This window comes from Natroniella sulfidigena, assembly GCF_023223645.1.
In the GTDB taxonomy this organism is placed as follows: Bacteria; Bacillota; Halanaerobiia; order Halobacteroidales; family Halobacteroidaceae; genus Natroniella; species Natroniella sulfidigena.
The window spans coordinates 70,362-88,165 of sequence record NZ_JALKBY010000006.1 but is presented as its reverse complement, the minus strand read 5'-3'; the positions used below and the strand labels follow the sequence as shown (position 1 = coordinate 88,165).

The window sequence follows — 17,804 nt, the reverse complement described above, 5'->3', positions numbered from 1 at the left end:
GGTTTGATCTTTAATTGACAATTGTTAATTGTGCATTGTAAATTGATATAAAGGGGGGTAAAGAATGAGTGAAAGGAGCATCAGGGAAGGCAATACCTTAAACATCCTAAATCAACAGTTGACCAATATGTCTGCTGAAAATCAGTATGTAACCTTTAAAATCGGAGAAGAACACTATGGGATAAATATTATGTTGGTGCAAGAGATTATTCGTTATAGTAAGTCAACTAAAGTTTTTAATGCTAATCCAGTAATCGAAGGATTGATCAACTTTAGAGGGAATGTAATACCGATTATTGATATGCATCGTAAGTTTAATCTACCTGAGATAGAGTATGATAAATTTACTGTGATTATTGTCTTTGAGGTAGCAGATAAGATGATGGGCATGATAGTAGATCGAGTCTCTGATATTATGAGTTTCAGTCAAGATGATATTCAAATTGTTGACCAGGAGTTTGCTGATGATATTAAGACGGAACATCTGAAAGGAATAGCCAAAGTAGATCAGGAGATTGTCTTATTATTGGATCCTAAACGAATTCTTTCTTTTGAGGAATTAGAAGAACTTGGTGATTTTGAAGAAGAAGCAGGTTTTAATTGATTGATCTAGAATAATATTGATATTAGTAGGGGGATTAGGTATGGGATTGAAAGTTGAGCAACAAGAGAGTTCACAGGTAGTTGTTGTTCCTAAAGGTAAGATTGATGTCTGTAATTCGCAAGAATTTAAGGAAGAATTACTGGCGGTCTCTGACCAGGGTTATAGTGAAATTGTGATCGATTTTAAGAATGTTGAGCGAATTGATAGTTCTGGTTTAGGTAAGTTATTAGCAATTTATAAGAAGTTAAGAGGTAGTAATGGTGAATTACGAATTATCAATGTTAAGAATGATTATATTAAAAAGATGTTTAAGATGATCAATCTTGATCAGTTGATCAAGATTGAAGGATTAGAAAAATAGATAATATAATCCTGGATTCGACTTGAGGAGAAGTAGATAATTGTCGAATTCAGGTTTTTAATTAATCCAGCACTTAAATTTTGTAATCAAATCTAATAGTAATCTTGCTAAGTTGTAAGGAGAGGAGTTGACTGAATGACTAGTTTTAAATTAAATCAAAATATAGCAGAACAATTTAAATTACTGATAGATGATCTAGAAGAGGTTATTGTTGATACTGAAGATTATTACCAATTAATTTATGAGACACTGCCTGAAATTGAGCAAAATATAGAACTGAATAGGCAAGAGATAGCTATTTTAATTGATTATTTTATTAATATTGAAGAAGTTGATGCTATTAAAGATCTTGATTTGGAAGGAAGAGATCTAGAAAGTAATCTTGTTTCTAAGACTTTAGCAGAAATTAAGAAGAATCTAAAGGAGATTGATCGCTTATTGCTTGATCAAGAGCAAATGGATCAGATTTTAAGTCTATTTTTGACAACTGAAGATGGACGAGGTTCTTTTTCAGATCTATTAGAACTTATGGGCGATATAAAGATGATTCTAGAAGATGTAGAATTGATATCATTAAATGCTATTATTTTTGCTTCTAAATTAGAGGAAGATGGTACAGGATTTCGGGTGGTTTCTAATAATATTCATCAAATTTCTTCAGTTTTAAGGAACGAATTTGAAAAGATTACGGCTATTTTAAGTCAGTTATCTAATTGGCATCAGAACTTTCAAGCAAGTGTAACTGAAATAATTAATCGTCAAGAAGAGGTAGTCAAAGAGCAAGTCGGTCAAGTTGACAATGTTTTTCTGAAGGTGAGGGAGTCACTTCAGACAGTTAATCAAATTTTGCGTGATCTGATGGATAATGTAACTGAAGTTGTTGCTCCAGTTCAGGATTTGATGGTTCAGATTCAGAGCCAAGATTTAATCAGGCAAAATTTTGAAAACTTGATCAAGTCATTACAATTGATTGCTAATAAATATCAAGTTTATCTTGAATTGGGCCAACAAAATCCTTCTTTAGAAAGGTTAGATTATATTGTTTTTGTGAGAAAGGGTTTGGAATTGCTAGAGCAGCTAAGTATTAATACATTTGACGAATTATTTATGTCGGTCGATCAGATTGTAGAAGGGATGGATAGTTTATTAGATTCATTGGCTGAGGTAGAAGATGATGCTCAAAATTTAGCTGAATATTTCTCTGTAGGAGATTTAGTAGATCAACAAGAGCATGGAATGATTGATGTTACATTTGAAACTGTTCATAACTTTACAGTAGGGATTGTAAAATCATTAGTAGAGATTGATCAATTTGTAGACAAACTCAGTGGTGATAAAAAGCTTTTTAATGATAACTTTTTTAAATTAGGAAATAGTATAAAGAAAGTAGCCGGGCAAGTAAATAGGTTGAATAGGGTTGAATTGTTGGCCCGGATTGAATTAGCAAGAATTGAGCAAAGAGATAGTGGGGTAGGAGAACAGATTGAGGATGTAGTAACAGAAGTAGTTGAGACTGTAGAGCAAAATAATAAGCTCTTCTATGAGTTGAAAGATGAGTTATTGACTGATATAGATGAGTTTGATAGGATTATAGTTGATAATCAAACTCAAATTAATCAAGCGGCGACAGAAGTTGAAGATTCTCTTGAACAATTAGAGATGACCAATGAAATTATTAATCAGGCTGTCTTAGCATTATCTGATGAAATTAAGAATTTAAAGGAAGAGTTATTTGAGATCTCTAAAAAAATAAAGAGTACAGAGAGCTTAAAGAATAAAGGGGCAGAGGTAATCAACTTTTTACAAAGGATAATTAATCTAGCAATTGAGGAAGAAGATAAGAATTTAGCTATGTTAGGCAAAGATAGCTGGGAGATCAATGATGAACAGTTACAAGAATTGGTTGCTCAATTTACTACTTATTTAGAGCGAGATGTTGCTCAAGAATTCTTTGCTACTGAAGATGAAGGAAATTCTGCTGCTGGTGAGTTGACATTATTTTAATTTTTGCAGATAAAGCAATATTTAAGGAAAGGATGATCACTAATGGAACAAACACCAAATCAAGAATTAATTACAAGAATTGAAGAGTTTCAAAAGAAACTAAGGCATAAAGAGATTGATTTAGCTATAATTATTGATAATATAAACCTCTATTATTTTAGTGGTACAGTTCAGGCTGAGTACTTATGTATTCCACAACAAGGAGAGCCGGTATTATTGACTAGAAGTGGAGTAGAACGGGCCAAAGCAGAGAGTAACCTAGCTAATGTAATTCAGTTTGGAAGTTCTAAGGAGATTCCTGAGCAACTCAGTCGATTGGGGATTGAAAGCCCATCCAATCTAGGTTTGGAGATAGATGTTGTAGCTTATCAAGATGTACTTAAAGTAGAAAGAATTTTTGGGGTTGAGGAAGTAATTGGAGTTACAGGACTAACTAGAGAGTTAAGGATGATTAAATCTGATTATGAACTACAATATGTACAGAAGTCTGCTACTCAACTGGCTGTGATTCCTGAGTTGATTAAGGAACATTTAAGGGAAGGAATTAGTGAATTAGAATTATCAGCAATTATTGAAGCTGAATTACGAAAGAGTGGCCATACAGGTTTAATTAGGATGCGAGGGTTAAATAATGAGATTACGATAGGAATCTGTGCAGCAGGAGAGAATGCTTTACAACCTGTTAAGACTGATGCTTTGGCAGGAGGGAGTGGGACTTATCCTGGAGTAGGGATTGGCCCGACTGAGCGGAAGATTGCTGCTGGAGAGTTGATTGTCTTTGACTATGTCAATAATTATCATGGTTATCATGTTGATCAGACTAGATTGGCAATGATTGGTCAACCATCTACTCAGATTAAAGAGTTATATCAAAAGATGGTTCGGTTTCAATTGGAGTTGAGTAATTATTTAACTGTTGATCATAGTTGGGCAGATATTTATCAGCAGAGTTTGCAGTTAGCAAAAGAGTTAGGGGTTAGTGAATATTATCTAGGATTTGGAGATAATCAGGTCAGGTTTGTAGGGCATGGAGTTGGATTGGAGTTGAATGAATTTCCATTTTTGGCCCCAGGTTTTGATACCAAGCTACAAGCAGGGATGCTAGTTGCTTTAGAGCCTAAGTTGTTAGTTCCTGAGATAGGTTTAGTTGGGATTGAGAATACATATTTAATAACTGAGGGGAAAGCAGAGTGTTTGACTACGGCTTCTTCAGAGTTGATTATTGTTTGATAGGCGTTTAACCTTAAAGTGAAGCTTAATTACAATTAAGCTTAAGTTTGAGTCTAAGTCTAAGTAAGAGCTAAAACCTTATGTTTTTAATGGTTGACTTAAACTTAACCTCAGCCTTAAACTTACACTTAATATCAATAAAGGAGGAGATTGATGGAAGAAGTTTCAATAACAATTGCTTTTCTAGCAGGCCTGTTATCCTTTTTGTCTCCTTGTATTTTGCCTTTAGTACCTGCTTATTTGAGCTATATAACGGGAAGTAGTGCTTCTGAGCAGGATAGGACTTTTGTCTTTGTTAGAGCGGTTGGGTTTGTAATTGGATTTTCGATTATCTTTATTCTGTTAGGAGCTTCGGCCAGTTATTTGGGCCAACTCTTTGCTAGATATAGGAGATTATTGACCAGGATAAGTGGGATTATAATTATTTTATTTGGCTTACATATTCTAGGTGTATTTGAGATTAAGTTGTTGTATCGGGAGTTTAGGGCCAACAAACCTCAAGAAGTTACTAGTTGGTTTGGCTCTATGTTGGTGGGAATCTCTTTTGCTACTGGCTGGACTCCCTGTGTTGGCCCGGTTTTAGCTTCTATTTTATTGTATGCCGGGACTTCTCAAACGATAGGAATGGGGGTTTTATTGCTGGGTAGTTATTCATTAGGCTTAGGAATTCCTTTCTTATTAGCTGCAGTAATGGTTGATAAATTTGCTACTTCAAGCACTAGATTTAATAAGTACTTACCGCTGATTGAGAGGATAAGCGGGATTATTTTGATTATCTTTGGGTTTATTATTTATCTTGATCTGCTTGGTCGCTGGGCTGGATTATTTTATTAAGGGAGAGTTGATAAGATGAAGAAGAAGTATTATTTTAAGTATATGGTGCTTGGGATAGCAATCTTAGGGTTGTTCAGTTTGGCTGTGATCTATCTTGGCCCTGCTAGTTCTGATCAATTAGTCGAAGAATTTGCTGAAAAGGAGCTAGAGCAAGATATTGGGATTGAAGTTGGACAGATTGCTCCTGATTTTAATTTAACTAATTTAGCAGGAGATGAGGTATCATTGTCTCAGTTTAGAGGGCAGAATGTAATACTTAATTTTTGGGCCAGCTGGTGCTCATACTGTCGAGAAGAAATGCCTGATTTAGATCAATTTGATGCCAAATACGATGATACTATAGTTTTAGGGGTTAATGTTGGAGAAGAAAAAGATGTAGTTAAGGAATTTATTACTGATGAAGGGTATCAATTTTTAAACTTATTAGATCAAGCCAGTTTGGTTACAGGAGAATATGCGGTTTCAGCTTTGCCTACGACTTATTTTATAGATCAAGAAGGAAGAATTAAATATGTTAAACGGGGTATAGTTACTAAAGAAGAATTGACTGAACTGAGAAGAGATCTATTTTAAATCTCTTGAACTTAATCGTGAATCGAACTGGGGGGTTGTAAATGGAAGAAGATAAGTTGGTATGTCAGGAATACTGTATCCAATCAGAAATTATCGAAAAACTCAAGAAGGATACGCTATCTGAAGAGATTATTGCTCAATTAGCAGATGTCTTTAAGGTCTTAGGAGATCCAACACGAATTAAAATCATCCATGCGTTAGCTAGTCAGGAGTTATGTGTCTGTGATATTTCTGAAGTACTAAAGATGAGCCAATCTGCTATTTCTCATCAATTAAGGAAATTACGAGAGTTTAAATTGGTTAAATATAGGAAAGAAGGTAGAGTTGTTTATTATTCATTGGATGATGACCATATTTTACAACTATTTAGCCAAGGCTTGGAGCATGTTAGAGAAGAAAAATAAAAAATTTGGTTGACAAAACCTCCTAAAAGGTAATATAATATATATGAACGAACACTCATATATTTTTTAAATAATATATGAGCAGTCAATCATATATTATTAGGAGGGGTTAGATGGAGGCTAAAAAACTGGTTACAGAAATAAAAAAAGAGTCTAAAGCTAAAGATAAAATAATAGAGGAGGTAGAGAAAATAGACTCAAACTCAAAACCAGATATAAAAGGAGAAAGTATGGAATTAAGGCTGGAAGGATTGGGCTGTGCTGATTGTGCTGCTAAAATTGAAAGAGAAGTCAAACAGTTGTCTGATGTACAAGAGGCGAGATTGGATTTTATCTCAGAAAAGTTGACAATTATTACTGAGAAAGATGTAGTAAATAGTGAACTAATTGAGTCAGTTAATAAGATTGTCAATCGTATAGAACCTGAAGTTAGAGTATCTACTGAACGACAAAGTGAAACATCAGACACAAAAAAAGAAGAAAAAAAGAATAGTTTACGTAGTAAGATGATTAAATTAATTGTGGGGAGTAGCCTATTTGTAGCAGCTTTATTCTTTGAACTTTCTTTTTTACAAAGCTTAGTTTTGTATGGGAGTAGTTACTTAATAATCGGTGGAAGTGTAGTTTTGAAGGCAATTAAAAATATTGGCAAGGGCCAACTATTTGATGAAAATTTCTTAATGACTATTGCTACTGTTGGTGCTTTTGCAATTGGAGAGTTTCCTGAAGCAGTGGCAGTGATGTTATTTTATAAAACAGGTGAAATCTTTCAAGCAAGAGCTGTCGATCATTCGCGCCGTTCAATCAAATCTTTGCTAGAAATCAAAGCTGATTATGCTAGTTTAAAAGTTGGTGATCAAATCAAGCAAGTAGCACCGGAAGAACTTGAGGCTGGAGATATAATTGTGCTCAAGCCAGGAGATAAAGTTCCTGTTGATGGTGAGGTGATTGATGGAGCAGCTAGGGTTGATACTTCTGCTCTAACAGGAGAATCAGTACCACAAAAGATAACAGTAGATGATGAGATCTTAAGTGGCTTTATCAATCAAGATGGAGCTTTAACAGTTAGAGTTACAAAGGAATTTAATGATTCTGCAGTAGCTAAAGTGCTAGATCTAGTTGAAAATGCTGCTGCTAAGAAAGCACCAACTGAAAATTTCATTACTAAATTTGCTAGATACTATACCCCATTGGTTGTAGCAGGAGCTTTTTTAGTGGCTACCATACCACCATTATTTATGGGAGAAGCATTCAGTCTCTGGTTTTATCGGGCTTTAGTATTTTTAGTTATTTCATGTCCTTGTGCTTTGGTAATCTCGATTCCACTCGGTTTTTTTGGGGGCATTGGAGCTGCTTCCAAAAATGGAATTTTAGTCAAGGGTGGTAATTATTTAGAAGCTTTAAATGATGTCAAGCAGGTTGTCTTTGATAAGACTGGTACTTTAACAGAAGGGGTCTTTGAAGTAGTTAAGATCAATACTCAAACTGGTTGGACAGAGGAAGAGGTATTGGAATTAGCTGCAATGGTAGAATTAAATTCTAACCATCCCATTGCTAAATCGATTGTAAAAGCGTGTCCTAAGGAAGTCAGTACTAAAGAGGTTGAAAATTATCGAGAAGTTTCTGGTCAAGGGCTGACAGCAACTGTAAGGGGTAAGGAACTTCTAGTAGGTAATCAAAAGTTATTGGCTAGGGCAGGGGTAGAATTTGAGGTTAGTAACTTTAAAGGAACAGAGGTCTATGTTAGTTATGGGCAAGAACTGATAGGGACTATCTTAATTTCTGATCAAATCAAATCTGATGCTAAGGGAGCAGTTAAAGCTTTACGAGAATTAAAGGTTGATAATTTAGCAATGTTGACTGGTGATCTTAAGCAAGTAGCTTTACAGGTAAAGGATGAGTTAAACTTGGATGAATACTATGCAGAGTTGTTACCTGAAAATAAAGTAGAATTAATGGAGCAATTTATTGAAGGAAAAGAAGAAGGGTCTAAGGTTATCTTTGTAGGAGATGGCATTAATGATGCTCCTGTGTTAGCTAGAAGTGATATAGGGGTAGCTATGGGAGGTTTAGGTTCAGATGCAGCTATTGAAGCAGCAGATGTTGTATTGATGACTGATGAACCGACTAAATTAGTAGAAGCAATTAAGATTGCTCGTTTTACTCGGGGAGTAGTCTGGCAAAATATTATTTTAGCATTGGGAGTCAAAGGGATTGTACTGCTGATGGGGGTATTTGGAATTACGACGATGTGGGCAGCAATCTTTGCAGATGTAGGAGTAGCTTTATTAGCTATCTTTAATGCTCTTAGAATTATTATGAGACAAGAATTTAATTAAATTCTTGTCTCATTTTTAATTGTTTAAGAAATTATTTTAGGTTAACCCCAATATCAATACAATTAATGTAAAATAATTGAAGATAAAGAAAAAATATACTTGAAATACGTACTAATATCTGTTATAATACTTTTAGCAAGTTAGGCATTTAGTTATTTAATTCACTAAAATTATCTACTAAGTTTAATCTATAAAGTTTCAATTAGAAGTCAAGGAGGAAACCAGATGAGTTTAGATGAGGGTAACAGACATGTATGTAGCCTTTATTATGGGAAAGAACATTTTTTAGTAAAGGCAGTTCATTTCTTAAACCAAGGTTTACAAGAAGGAGAAAAAGTCTTTTTTTATGTAGAAGATGATCTGAAAGAGCAGGTTTTAGAAGCAATTGATCAACAATATCAACATTCTGACCAAATAGAATTTATATCTGATCTAGATTTAATAGAGATTTATTCACAATTTGGCAAAGAAGCTTTGCAAGAAGAATTAAAAACCTTATCTTCAGGAAAGTTTACTAAGATTAGGAGTTTATATCAAGTTAGCAAAGCAGTAAAAGAAGTTGGTCAAAAAGCTGTTTTGGACTTAGAACAGGTGATGAATGAGGCATTAGAAGGTAGTAACCTGTTAGTGTTATGTATGTATGATGTTACAGATGTGATTGAAAATGACAGTTTAAAGCCTTGGTTAGAGCAAGCTTTATCTCAGCACCAGTGCTTATTAAATGGTGGTGAATATCTTAATCTAACTGCAAGTGGATTAGCAGTATAATAAGTGTTAATAAGGCCTTGTTAACTTAACAAGGCCTTATTATTTTGGTTATTCAACTTCGTTTTGGGTTCGCTCTCTAAAGAGTAAACTGATAGAATATAGTCCAGCAAGACCAACGATAGAGTAGATTATTCTACTAAGCATTGCTTCTTGCCCTCCAAAAAGACCTGCTATTAGATCAAATCTAAAAAGACCGATCAATCCCCAATTTAGTGCTCCTATAATCATTATTATGAGTGCTGTTCTATCCATTATTAATCAACTCCTTACCTTTTTTTATAGTATCTCTAAAAGCTTTACTTGATATTCAGTAAATATTTTTAAGGTGAAGTATTGAGTAATTTAACTAACAGGTACTTGATAAATAATTTTAAATTTAAGAAGGTATTTTCAGATAAAAAAGAGAATAAATAATAATTATTATTTTAGTAAAAATAATTGTTCTGTATGGCATATCCAATGAATAATATACATAATATGTTAATGATTTCTAAAAAGGGGGATATTAATATGAAGTTGAAAATGATGGGTACTATACTTTTGATCTTGTTCATTGTTTCTACGAATAGTATGGCATATACAGCACAAAGGGGGGAGCAAGAAGTAAGAAGTTTTTTAAATTATCGAATTAAATATGTCCATAGTAATGCCTTTAATACAAGTTTAACTTTGCCCAAATCGAGAGTCAGGGATTATACAGATGAGATAATTAAGTGGTCTAATCATTATTCTGAAAAATTTAATGTAGATGTTGATCCGTTATTGGTGGCTGCTATTTTGGAAACAGAGACTAATTTTGTTTCAAGAGCTGATTATGATCAAGGAAAAAGTATTGGAATATCTAGTATGAAGATAGATACTGCTAAATGGATTGCAGAGAAGTTAGAGGTTGATTATAATAAATGGCGAAAGTTAGATCCAACTGATTTAGGGATTAAATTTGCTGTTTATTATCTAGCTTTAGCTCAACAACTTTATGATAGTGATCTTAATCGAACTATTATCTCTTATAACCAGGGCTTTACAAATGCTAATTCTAAACATTCAGATGAACTTTATCATAATTACTTATTTCAAGTGTTAGGTCGCTATAAGTTCTATAAGGAACGGATTAATTATTATGGAGGATATGCTAGTCAACATTTTGAGCAGTTATTTTTGGAATTAGAATAATTTATAAGATGCAAATATAAAAATAACCTCCTTTGCCAGCAAAGGAGGTTATTTTTGCATTTATTTTTGAATGATTTCAGTACGATACCCATCAGGGTCTGTTAGGAAGTAATAGCCTCCACTTGCTTCTTCACTGAGGCTATTAATATCGCTAACTTCATATCCTAACTTTTGGTGACGTTGATAAGAGCTTTCTAAATCATCAACGGTAACAGCAATATGGCTGTAGCCATCTCCAATTGTATAAGGCTCTTTTCGGTCATAGTTATATGTAAGTTCAATTTCGAAATCTCCTGTTTTACTCTTAAGATAGACTAAAGTGAATTCATATTCAGGAAAATCTCTTTTTCTGGCTATTTCTAATCCTAATGCTTGTTGGTAAAATTCGATTGATTTTTCTAAATCAAGAACTCTAATACAAGAATGAACAAACTTATAATCTTGAGACATGTGGCACCTCCTAAGAATAGAATTATTTAACTTACATTCTAATAAATAATTAATTAGATGTCAAACCTTTATTCTTATTTGGAATGCTGTTATAATAGGGGGTAGTAAATAATAGTTGACAGTTAACAGTGAACAGTTTACAGTTAAAATTCAAAAATAAAAAAAGATCTCTAAAAAGACTTATACTTACAAGCTCATGTGGTTTTTGATTTTAAGGATTTAATGCTTTTAACTGTTAACTGTACCTACGGGTCTTTATCAAGACCCTTCGTGAAATCCATAAAAACCATATCTACCGTAAACTGTACACTGATATTTAGTGGCAAAGTGCCACTAAATATCAATAAAGGGAGGAATAGAAAATGAAATTAAAAAATTTCAAAGTAGGAATCGGAAATGTTAACTGTTATCTCGTCACTGATGAAGAAGGAGCAGGAATAATTGTAGATCCAGGTGGTGGTAAGGATACTATTCTTAATTATATTGAACAAGAAGAGTTGAACATTAAAGCTATAGTCTTAACTCATTATCATTACGATCATATTTTAGCTGTTGAAGATTTACAACAGGAGTTGCAAGTGCCTGTTTGGATTCATGAAGCAGATGCGGAAGGATTACTTAAACCTGAGTTGAATTTATCGAGTAGTCCTTCAGTGCCAAGTGTCAGTATTGAGGCTGATAAATTATTGCAAGATGGGGAAAAGATAAAAGTAGGTCAGTTAAAATTAGAGATAATTCATACTCCAGGGCATACTCCAGGAGGGATTTGTATTAAGATAGATGATATTTTATTAACTGGAGATACTTTATTTAAAGGTTCAGTAGGCAGAACAGATTTAACTGGAGGAAGTTATCAGCAGTTAGCTGATTCAATTTCCCAAAAAGTAATGAAGTTAGATGATCAGTTGGAAGTTTATCCAGGACATCTTGGTCAGAGTACTTTAGGGAGAGAAAGAAAGAGAAATCGGATTGTAAAGGATATGTTAAAGAAGTAATTGATTTATATTTTTGTAAATGGGGTGAAGAAGGTGGAGTATCAAGAACAATTAGATAAATTAGAAAGTTTTTTTAAAGCAGGAGAGACTAATCAGCAGAAGCTAGGAGTAGAGTTTGAGCATTTTATAGTGGAGCAATCTAGCTGGCGAGCAATTGATTATCGAGAAGATGATGGAATAGAAGATATTTTAGAAGAGTTGGCCCAGAAAGGGTGGGAGAAAAATGAAGAGAATGGCCATTTAGTAGGTTTAACTTCTCAGCAGGCAGAGGTCACTTTAGAACCAGGAGGGCAAATAGAGGCCAGTAGCCACCCGCAGAAGGAGATTAAGAAGCTAGAAGAAGTCTATTCTACTTTCTTAACAGATCTAATTCCAATCTTAGATAAGAAAGGTTACTACTTGATCACAACTGGTTATCAGCCTAAAAGTAAGATTGATCAGATAGAGTGGAATCCTAAACAGAGATATCAAATTATGTCAAATTATTTAGAAAGCAAAGGAAGCTGTGCCCATAATATGATGAAAGGAACAGCAGCTTTACAGGTAGCTTTGGATTATGAAGATGAATCGGACTTTATACATAAATTTAGAATTGCTAATGCTTTATCTCCTCTCTTTGCAATCTTAACAGATAATGCTCCTGTTTTTGAAGGGGAGGTTTATCCTCAGCAGACTGTACGAACACATATCTGGGATAATACTGATCCTGCTCGAACAGGAATTATTGAGGAAGCTTTTGCTGAAGATTTTGGTTATAGAAAGTACGCTGAGTATATCTTAACTAGAGAACCAATACTACTTAAGAGCAATGATCAATATCTAGCTACTGGTGATCAGACTTGTCGAGAGATTTTTGAGGAAGATGAGCTTGGGAGTGAAGAACTAGAACATATCTTGACAATGGTTTTTCCTGATGTCAGGTTAAAACACTTTATTGAGATTAGAATGACAGATTCTATTCCTCCTGATTTGAGTTGGGCTATGGTAGCCTTATATAAAGGGTTATTTTATGATCAACAGAATTTAGAAAGGTTATATCAGTTAGTAGAAGGGTTCAGTTTAGAAGAGGTTTTAGCTGCTCGGAAAAACAGTATGGTTGATGGTTTAGATGCAATGTTAGGGGATTATAAATTGATAGATTTAGCTGCTCAATTATTGGAGTGGGCCAAAGTAGGTCTTAGTGATTCAGAAGTCGATTATTTAGAGCCATTAGCTGATATTATTGATTCTAAAGAGACTTTAGCTGATCAGATTAAGTCTAAGTTACAAGCAGGTAGGACAGAAGCTTTTAAAAGGGATATTTTAAACCTTTATCTGGAGGGAGAATAGAGGATGGATCGACTATTTCGGGTATATCAAGAGTTGTTAACAGCAGATGAGGCAAGATATGCTGAGGATTACCAGTTATTATATCATAAGCTTGAGGATTCAGCTGCCTACTACCAAGGGGCAGTGATTCCTTTCTTATATCAACCTTTTTTCTTTACTGCTAAAGAGATTAAGCAGTTTAAAGAATTAACTGCTCAACTGACTGAGATATTAGTGAAGGTTGTTGATAGATATTTAACTGACCAAGAGTTTCGATCATACTTTGGATTTTCTAAGGAGTTAGAAGAGTTAAATTTAGTTGATCCTGGCTATGATTCTTACTTTCCAATGGCTCGTTTTGATATCTTTTATCACGGGCCAACAGACTTTAAATTTTGTGAGTTAAATGCAGATGGTTCTTCAGGGATGGTTAAGACTAATACCTTAGAAGAACATTTTTTAGATACTGTAGCAGTCAAAACTTTAGCTGAAGATTATCAAATTGAGTATTGTGAATTAGTAGAGAGTTGGCTAGATACCCTACTAGATAATTATTCTCAATTTGGTGGCCAACTAGAGCAACCTAATATTGGGATTATGGATTTTGAAGGTTATGGGATGGTCAGTGAATTTGAGTATTTTCAAGAGGTATTAGAGCAGAAAGGTTATTCGGTTCAGATTATTGATCCTAGAGAATTAAGTTATGATGGGGATAACTTATATAAGGATGATTTTAGGGTTGATTTGATTTATCGGCGGGCAGTGACCTTAGATCTAATGGAGCATTATCAACAGATAGAGGATTTTTTGGCTGCTTATCGCAATCAAGATGTCTGTGTTGTTGGCCCGCTCAGATCACAGATCATACATAATAAGGTTATCTTTTCTATTTTGCATGATGAACAAAAGGTTCATTTTTTAGAGCAAACTGAAAAAGAATTTATTAAGCAGCATATTCCGCTCACATTTCAATATCAACCTACTAATAATAAGCAAGTCAATCAAGTTAAAAAGAATCAAGAAGATTTTGTTTTAAAGCCATTAGATTTGTATGGTGCTCAAGGGGTAGTGATTGGTAAAGATGTAACTGAACAAGAGTGGCAGGCTAAATTAGATAAGATAGAGCCAGGGACTTATTTAGTCCAAGAATATTGCTCATTACCTAGTCAAGAGTTAGCAGTCTTTGTAGATGGCAAGCTTAAATTTGAGCCTTATAAGTATATTCTAGGACTGTTTTTGTATAATCAAGAATTTAAAGGGATTTATACTAGAGCAGCTCAACAAGATGTGATTGCTAGTGCAACCGGTTGTGTTACTTTACCTAATTTTATAAGTAAAGCAGATAATTGCAACTCTTAAAAAGTTAATAATAACCTTAAGATAAACTTAATTGTAAAAGAAGGTATTAGAAACCAAATCTAGAATTTATATTAAAGGTAACTAATTGTACGTGGTTAAATTAAATAATTGTAGGGGTGAAAATGATGACTCAAAACTTAATGCAAGGAAAGAAAGGTCTGGTTATGGGAGTTGCTAATAATAAATCAATTGCCTGGAAGATTGCCCAACAGATGCACAAGCAAGGGGCAGAGTTAGCTTTTACTTATCAAAATGAGCAGGTAGCTAAGAAGGTAATTCCCTTATTTGATGAATTAGGAGCAGAATTTTATGAAGAATTGGATGTATTAGATGATCAGCAATTTACTCAAGTTTTTAATAAATTGAATGATTACTTTAATGGTGAATTAGACTTTTTAGTTCATGCGATTGCTGGTGGCCCTAATAAGGATGAGTTACAAGGAAAGTATGTAGCTACTTCACGGGAAGGTTTTATTAAGGCGATGGAAGTCAGTGTTTATTCATTTACGAAAGCATTACAGTTGGCCCAGCCATTGATGAAGGGTAGAGATTCGTCAGCGATTACCCTTTCTTATTATGGGAGTGAAAAGGTAATGCCTAATTATAATGTAATGGGAGTGGCTAAAGCTGCATTGGAATCATCAGTTGCTTATTTAGCAGATGACTTTGGTGAAGAAGGGATTAGAGTTAATGCTTTATCGCCTGGGCCAGTTTTGACTCGAGCAGCGTGTGGAATCTCTGATTTTAGAGGTTTATTGAAAGCCTTTTCTGAGCGGGCTCCGATGAAGAGGTTGGTTAAAGGTGAAGAAATAGCTAAGAGTGCTCTTTATTTATTAAGTGATCTATCCCAAGGGGTAACAGGAGAGATTATTCATGTTGATGGTGGTTATAATATTATAGGGTAGGTAATTAAATTAAACAGTGTCAGTGTGAGTAATGAGTGTGTGTTAAAGTCAAGAGCCTTTAAAACCAATTAAATTTAAATATTTATCTAATCTAGTGATATTTAGTCCAACCCTCCAATAGAATATAATGTAAAATAATCAATTTATAAACATATAGGGAGGGTTGGATAATGTTTGAAGAGTTAGTACCGGCGAAAAAGGATAGAGAAGAAGCAATTACTGATGTATTAGAATCTACCGCTCTAGCTAGAACAGCACTTGCTCAGTTAGTTAATGCTGAGGCTGAAGAATTGAAAAAAGTAGTAGATTGGGAAGATATGAGTGCTAAGAAGTTGCTTAAATTTCAAAAGAGGGTAGATCAAATAATGAGAACAGGTATCGATTTACAACAGTTATTACGGGCTGATTTAGAAGATATCTTAAAACTGAGTCAAGCTGAAGTTAATCAGAGTGAACCAGAGGATGTAATGGAGGTAGAAGTAGAAGAGGAGATTATTGAGGAAGTAGCAGATGGAAAGAAGACGATTAAGAAAGTGATTACGAAAAAAAGGAAAGATTAACTGAATAATTAAGGCTTTAGGTAGGGGAGAAATCCTCTGCTTTTTTTATTTTACGAATTATGTTCAGAAATCATTTAGTCACTTATGACTAAATGATTAAATAAAATATTCCAATTTAAAAATATTTCTCCTAAAGATTGAATATAAAATAGATAGAGGTGATTAATCAATTAATTAGAAAGGGGCTAATTATGTTTTACTTTTTACAAGGGATTTTTACTAATATGACCAGCTTAACAGTCTTTTTAGGGCTTTCTGTATTATTAATTGTTGATTTATTGGTTTACATTAAAATCTTCAAGGAATTGAGTTTTTTAGATCAAGAACTTGATAGTGGAGGTTTAGAATATGGAGTAGTTAAAGAATTAGTAACAGATTATAAAAAAATATTAGGAAATTCAATGACAGAGGTAAATACTCGTTCATTTATTGAATCTTATTTTGCTGATTATGAGGTAGGGTTAGGGAGTGATGAAAATCAATTTTTAGCACTTCCTGTTGTAAGTTCACTCAGTTTTATTCAAAAATCAATCTCTATCTTTATTTTAGTGGGGGTGCTAGGGACTTTTATTGGTTTATATTACTCATTAAGCCAATTGCCTACGACAGATATTAATTTAGAACAATTTGGTTCGGTAATGTCAGGGATGCAGATAGCTTTTAATACCAGTATTATTGGAATGGTATATTCTTTGCTTATCAACTTTGTAACTAAACTTTTTAATGCTGAGGAGTTATTAACAAAGATTATGTTGAAATTAGAAAATCACCTTGATAATCAGGTTTCTACCGAGAATATGCAGCGTAATTTATTTACTGAATCAATCAATCAATTACAAGAGGCATTGACTAGTACTTATACTAATTCAATCAATGATTTGCGAGGAGTATTAGAAGATATTTATCAATTGATGGGTAGCTTTGAGAACTTTTCTGCTGAATTTGAAGAAGGAAGGGAGCATATGAATCAATTTAACTATCGATTAAATAAAAGCATTGAAAAATTTGATCTAGTTCAGGAGAAGTTAAAAGAGACTTATCAACAGAGTGAAGAATTTACTGAACAATTTAAAGTAGGACTAGATGATTTAAATGATAATTTTGACTCATTATTTAAGGTGTTTAACGGTCTACAAGAACAGCAAGAGAGTTATTTAGGCTTATTTAAAGAGCAGACTCAGATTCAAAATCAGAGCAATCAAACTCTTAAAGAGGAACTCAATTTATTAAAAGAGTTAACTAAAAAGACAGAAGATAGTTTCCAAATTTATACTGAGCAATTTAGTGAGACGATAGGAGAGTTAGAAACTGCTATTACAAAAGAAAATAGATCACAACGTGAATTATTGACTGATTTGACTACAGAATTAAAGGATTATTTAGAAGGTTACAGTCAAGAATTTAAAAGGCAGAGTCAAAGTTTAGAGCAGAGACAAGAGGAAGAGAGTAAGTTGGTAATGGCCTGTGAGAAGATTAATCAAACTAATGGCAAGTTGATCTATAAGGTGAATAATTTAGCTAAGACATTAGATCAGAATATGGTAACCAAGATTAATCAATTGGAAAAGATTATGAATAATTTCAATCAAGTTCATAATAGAGAGTTAAAGAGGGTTTTAGAGGAATTTAAAAATTATATTGAATTATCAGAGCAGTTGATTGATGAAAAATTTGAGAATATGGATAGCTTGTTAGGTAATTTTTTGAGCGATATTGATTTTAACCTGAATGATCTAGAAGAGGTAATCAAAGATTTAAATACAGCAGTCTATGAGTTAGTGGAAAATACCAATCAAAATATTCAAGTTGGCTCTGAGTTGAAGGAGTTATTTACGAATTCAGAAGGTGAAGGAGAACCAAAAGAGGTAAACAGTGATATCAATGTCTTAACTTCACAAGAATTAGAAGAATATTTAAATGGTAGTCAAAATGATTAA

18 protein-coding genes are annotated in these 17,804 nt (G+C 33.6%); 16 read left to right on the top strand and 2 right to left on the bottom strand.

What is annotated here, in order from left to right:
- The first annotated feature begins 64 nt into the window (after positions 1-64).
- The 9 genes from MWH28_RS05465 (at position 65) to MWH28_RS05425 (ending at position 9,117) form a co-directional block, all read left to right on the top strand.
- Positions 65-604 (top strand): chemotaxis protein CheW, encoded by a 540-nt coding sequence (locus MWH28_RS05465; protein ID WP_248618297.1) that lies wholly within the window; start codon positions 65-67, stop codon positions 602-604.
- Positions 605-644: 40 nt separating this feature from the next.
- The gene (locus tag MWH28_RS05460) at positions 645-965 is read left to right on the top strand and encodes an STAS domain-containing protein (protein ID WP_248618296.1); all 321 of its coding nucleotides are present in this window, start codon (positions 645-647) and stop codon (positions 963-965) included.
- 135 nt (positions 966-1,100) lie between these two features.
- On the top strand, positions 1,101-2,969 hold the full coding sequence (locus MWH28_RS05455) for a hypothetical protein (RefSeq protein ID WP_248618295.1): 1,869 nt from the start codon (positions 1,101-1,103) through the stop codon (positions 2,967-2,969).
- Positions 2,970-3,011: 42 nt separating this feature from the next.
- Positions 3,012-4,199: a M24 family metallopeptidase gene (locus MWH28_RS05450; RefSeq protein ID WP_248618294.1), complete on the top strand. Its 1,188-nt coding sequence runs from the start codon at positions 3,012-3,014 to the stop codon at positions 4,197-4,199.
- A 153-nt stretch (positions 4,200-4,352) separates the two neighbouring features.
- On the top strand, positions 4,353-5,033 hold the full coding sequence (locus tag MWH28_RS05445) for a cytochrome c biogenesis CcdA family protein (RefSeq protein ID WP_248618293.1): 681 nt from the start codon (positions 4,353-4,355) through the stop codon (positions 5,031-5,033).
- A gap of 15 nt (positions 5,034-5,048) precedes the next feature.
- A complete protein-coding gene (locus MWH28_RS05440; RefSeq protein ID WP_248618292.1) occupies positions 5,049-5,606 on the top strand; it encodes a TlpA family protein disulfide reductase in 558 nt (185 codons plus the stop codon).
- 41 nt (positions 5,607-5,647) lie between these two features.
- Positions 5,648-6,010 (top strand): ArsR/SmtB family transcription factor, encoded by a 363-nt coding sequence (locus MWH28_RS05435; RefSeq protein ID WP_248618291.1) that lies wholly within the window; start codon positions 5,648-5,650, stop codon positions 6,008-6,010.
- A gap of 113 nt (positions 6,011-6,123) precedes the next feature.
- Positions 6,124-8,349, top strand: coding sequence for a heavy metal translocating P-type ATPase (locus MWH28_RS05430; RefSeq protein ID WP_282580135.1), 2,226 nt, complete (start codon positions 6,124-6,126; stop codon positions 8,347-8,349).
- A gap of 225 nt (positions 8,350-8,574) precedes the next feature.
- Complete coding sequence (locus MWH28_RS05425; RefSeq protein WP_248618290.1) at positions 8,575-9,117, top strand: MEDS domain-containing protein; 543 nt, start codon at positions 8,575-8,577, stop codon at positions 9,115-9,117.
- Between the two features lie 48 nt (positions 9,118-9,165).
- On the opposite strand, the gene MWH28_RS05420 is transcribed toward MWH28_RS05425, so the two are convergent.
- Positions 9,166-9,369 carry a DUF378 domain-containing protein gene (locus MWH28_RS05420; RefSeq protein WP_248618289.1) on the bottom strand — a complete coding sequence of 68 codons (204 nt, stop codon included), beginning with the start codon at positions 9,367-9,369 and terminating at the stop codon, positions 9,166-9,168.
- A 258-nt stretch (positions 9,370-9,627) separates the two neighbouring features.
- On the opposite strand from MWH28_RS05420, the gene MWH28_RS05415 reads away from it, so the two are divergent.
- Positions 9,628-10,290, top strand: coding sequence for a transglycosylase SLT domain-containing protein (locus tag MWH28_RS05415; RefSeq protein WP_248618288.1), 663 nt, complete (start codon positions 9,628-9,630; stop codon positions 10,288-10,290).
- A gap of 60 nt (positions 10,291-10,350) precedes the next feature.
- Here the strand turns inward: MWH28_RS05415 and gloA are convergent, their stop codons facing one another.
- Positions 10,351-10,740, bottom strand: a complete 390-nt coding sequence (gloA, locus tag MWH28_RS05410; protein ID WP_248618287.1) for a lactoylglutathione lyase — start codon at positions 10,738-10,740, stop codon at positions 10,351-10,353.
- A 362-nt stretch (positions 10,741-11,102) separates the two neighbouring features.
- On the opposite strand from gloA, the gene MWH28_RS05405 reads away from it, so the two are divergent.
- The 6 genes from MWH28_RS05405 to MWH28_RS05380 all read left to right on the top strand — a co-directional run bounded on the left by MWH28_RS05405 (position 11,103) and on the right by MWH28_RS05380 (position 17,804).
- Positions 11,103-11,735, top strand: a complete 633-nt coding sequence (locus MWH28_RS05405) for an MBL fold metallo-hydrolase (RefSeq protein ID WP_248618286.1) — start codon at positions 11,103-11,105, stop codon at positions 11,733-11,735.
- A gap of 33 nt (positions 11,736-11,768) precedes the next feature.
- Positions 11,769-13,064 (top strand): glutamate--cysteine ligase, encoded by a 1,296-nt coding sequence (locus MWH28_RS05400; RefSeq protein ID WP_248618285.1) that lies wholly within the window; start codon positions 11,769-11,771, stop codon positions 13,062-13,064.
- 3 nt (positions 13,065-13,067) lie between these two features.
- On the top strand, positions 13,068-14,402 hold the full coding sequence (locus MWH28_RS05395) for a glutathionylspermidine synthase family protein (RefSeq protein WP_248618284.1): 1,335 nt from the start codon (positions 13,068-13,070) through the stop codon (positions 14,400-14,402).
- A gap of 125 nt (positions 14,403-14,527) precedes the next feature.
- Positions 14,528-15,307 carry an enoyl-ACP reductase FabI gene (locus MWH28_RS05390; protein WP_248618283.1) on the top strand — a complete coding sequence of 260 codons (780 nt, stop codon included), beginning with the start codon at positions 14,528-14,530 and terminating at the stop codon, positions 15,305-15,307.
- 170 nt (positions 15,308-15,477) lie between these two features.
- On the top strand, positions 15,478-15,867 hold the full coding sequence (locus tag MWH28_RS05385; protein ID WP_248618282.1) for an alpha-helical endospore appendage domain-containing protein: 390 nt from the start codon (positions 15,478-15,480) through the stop codon (positions 15,865-15,867).
- Between the two features lie 191 nt (positions 15,868-16,058).
- The gene (locus tag MWH28_RS05380) at positions 16,059-17,804 is read left to right on the top strand and encodes a MotA/TolQ/ExbB proton channel family protein (RefSeq protein WP_248618281.1); all 1,746 of its coding nucleotides are present in this window, start codon (positions 16,059-16,061) and stop codon (positions 17,802-17,804) included.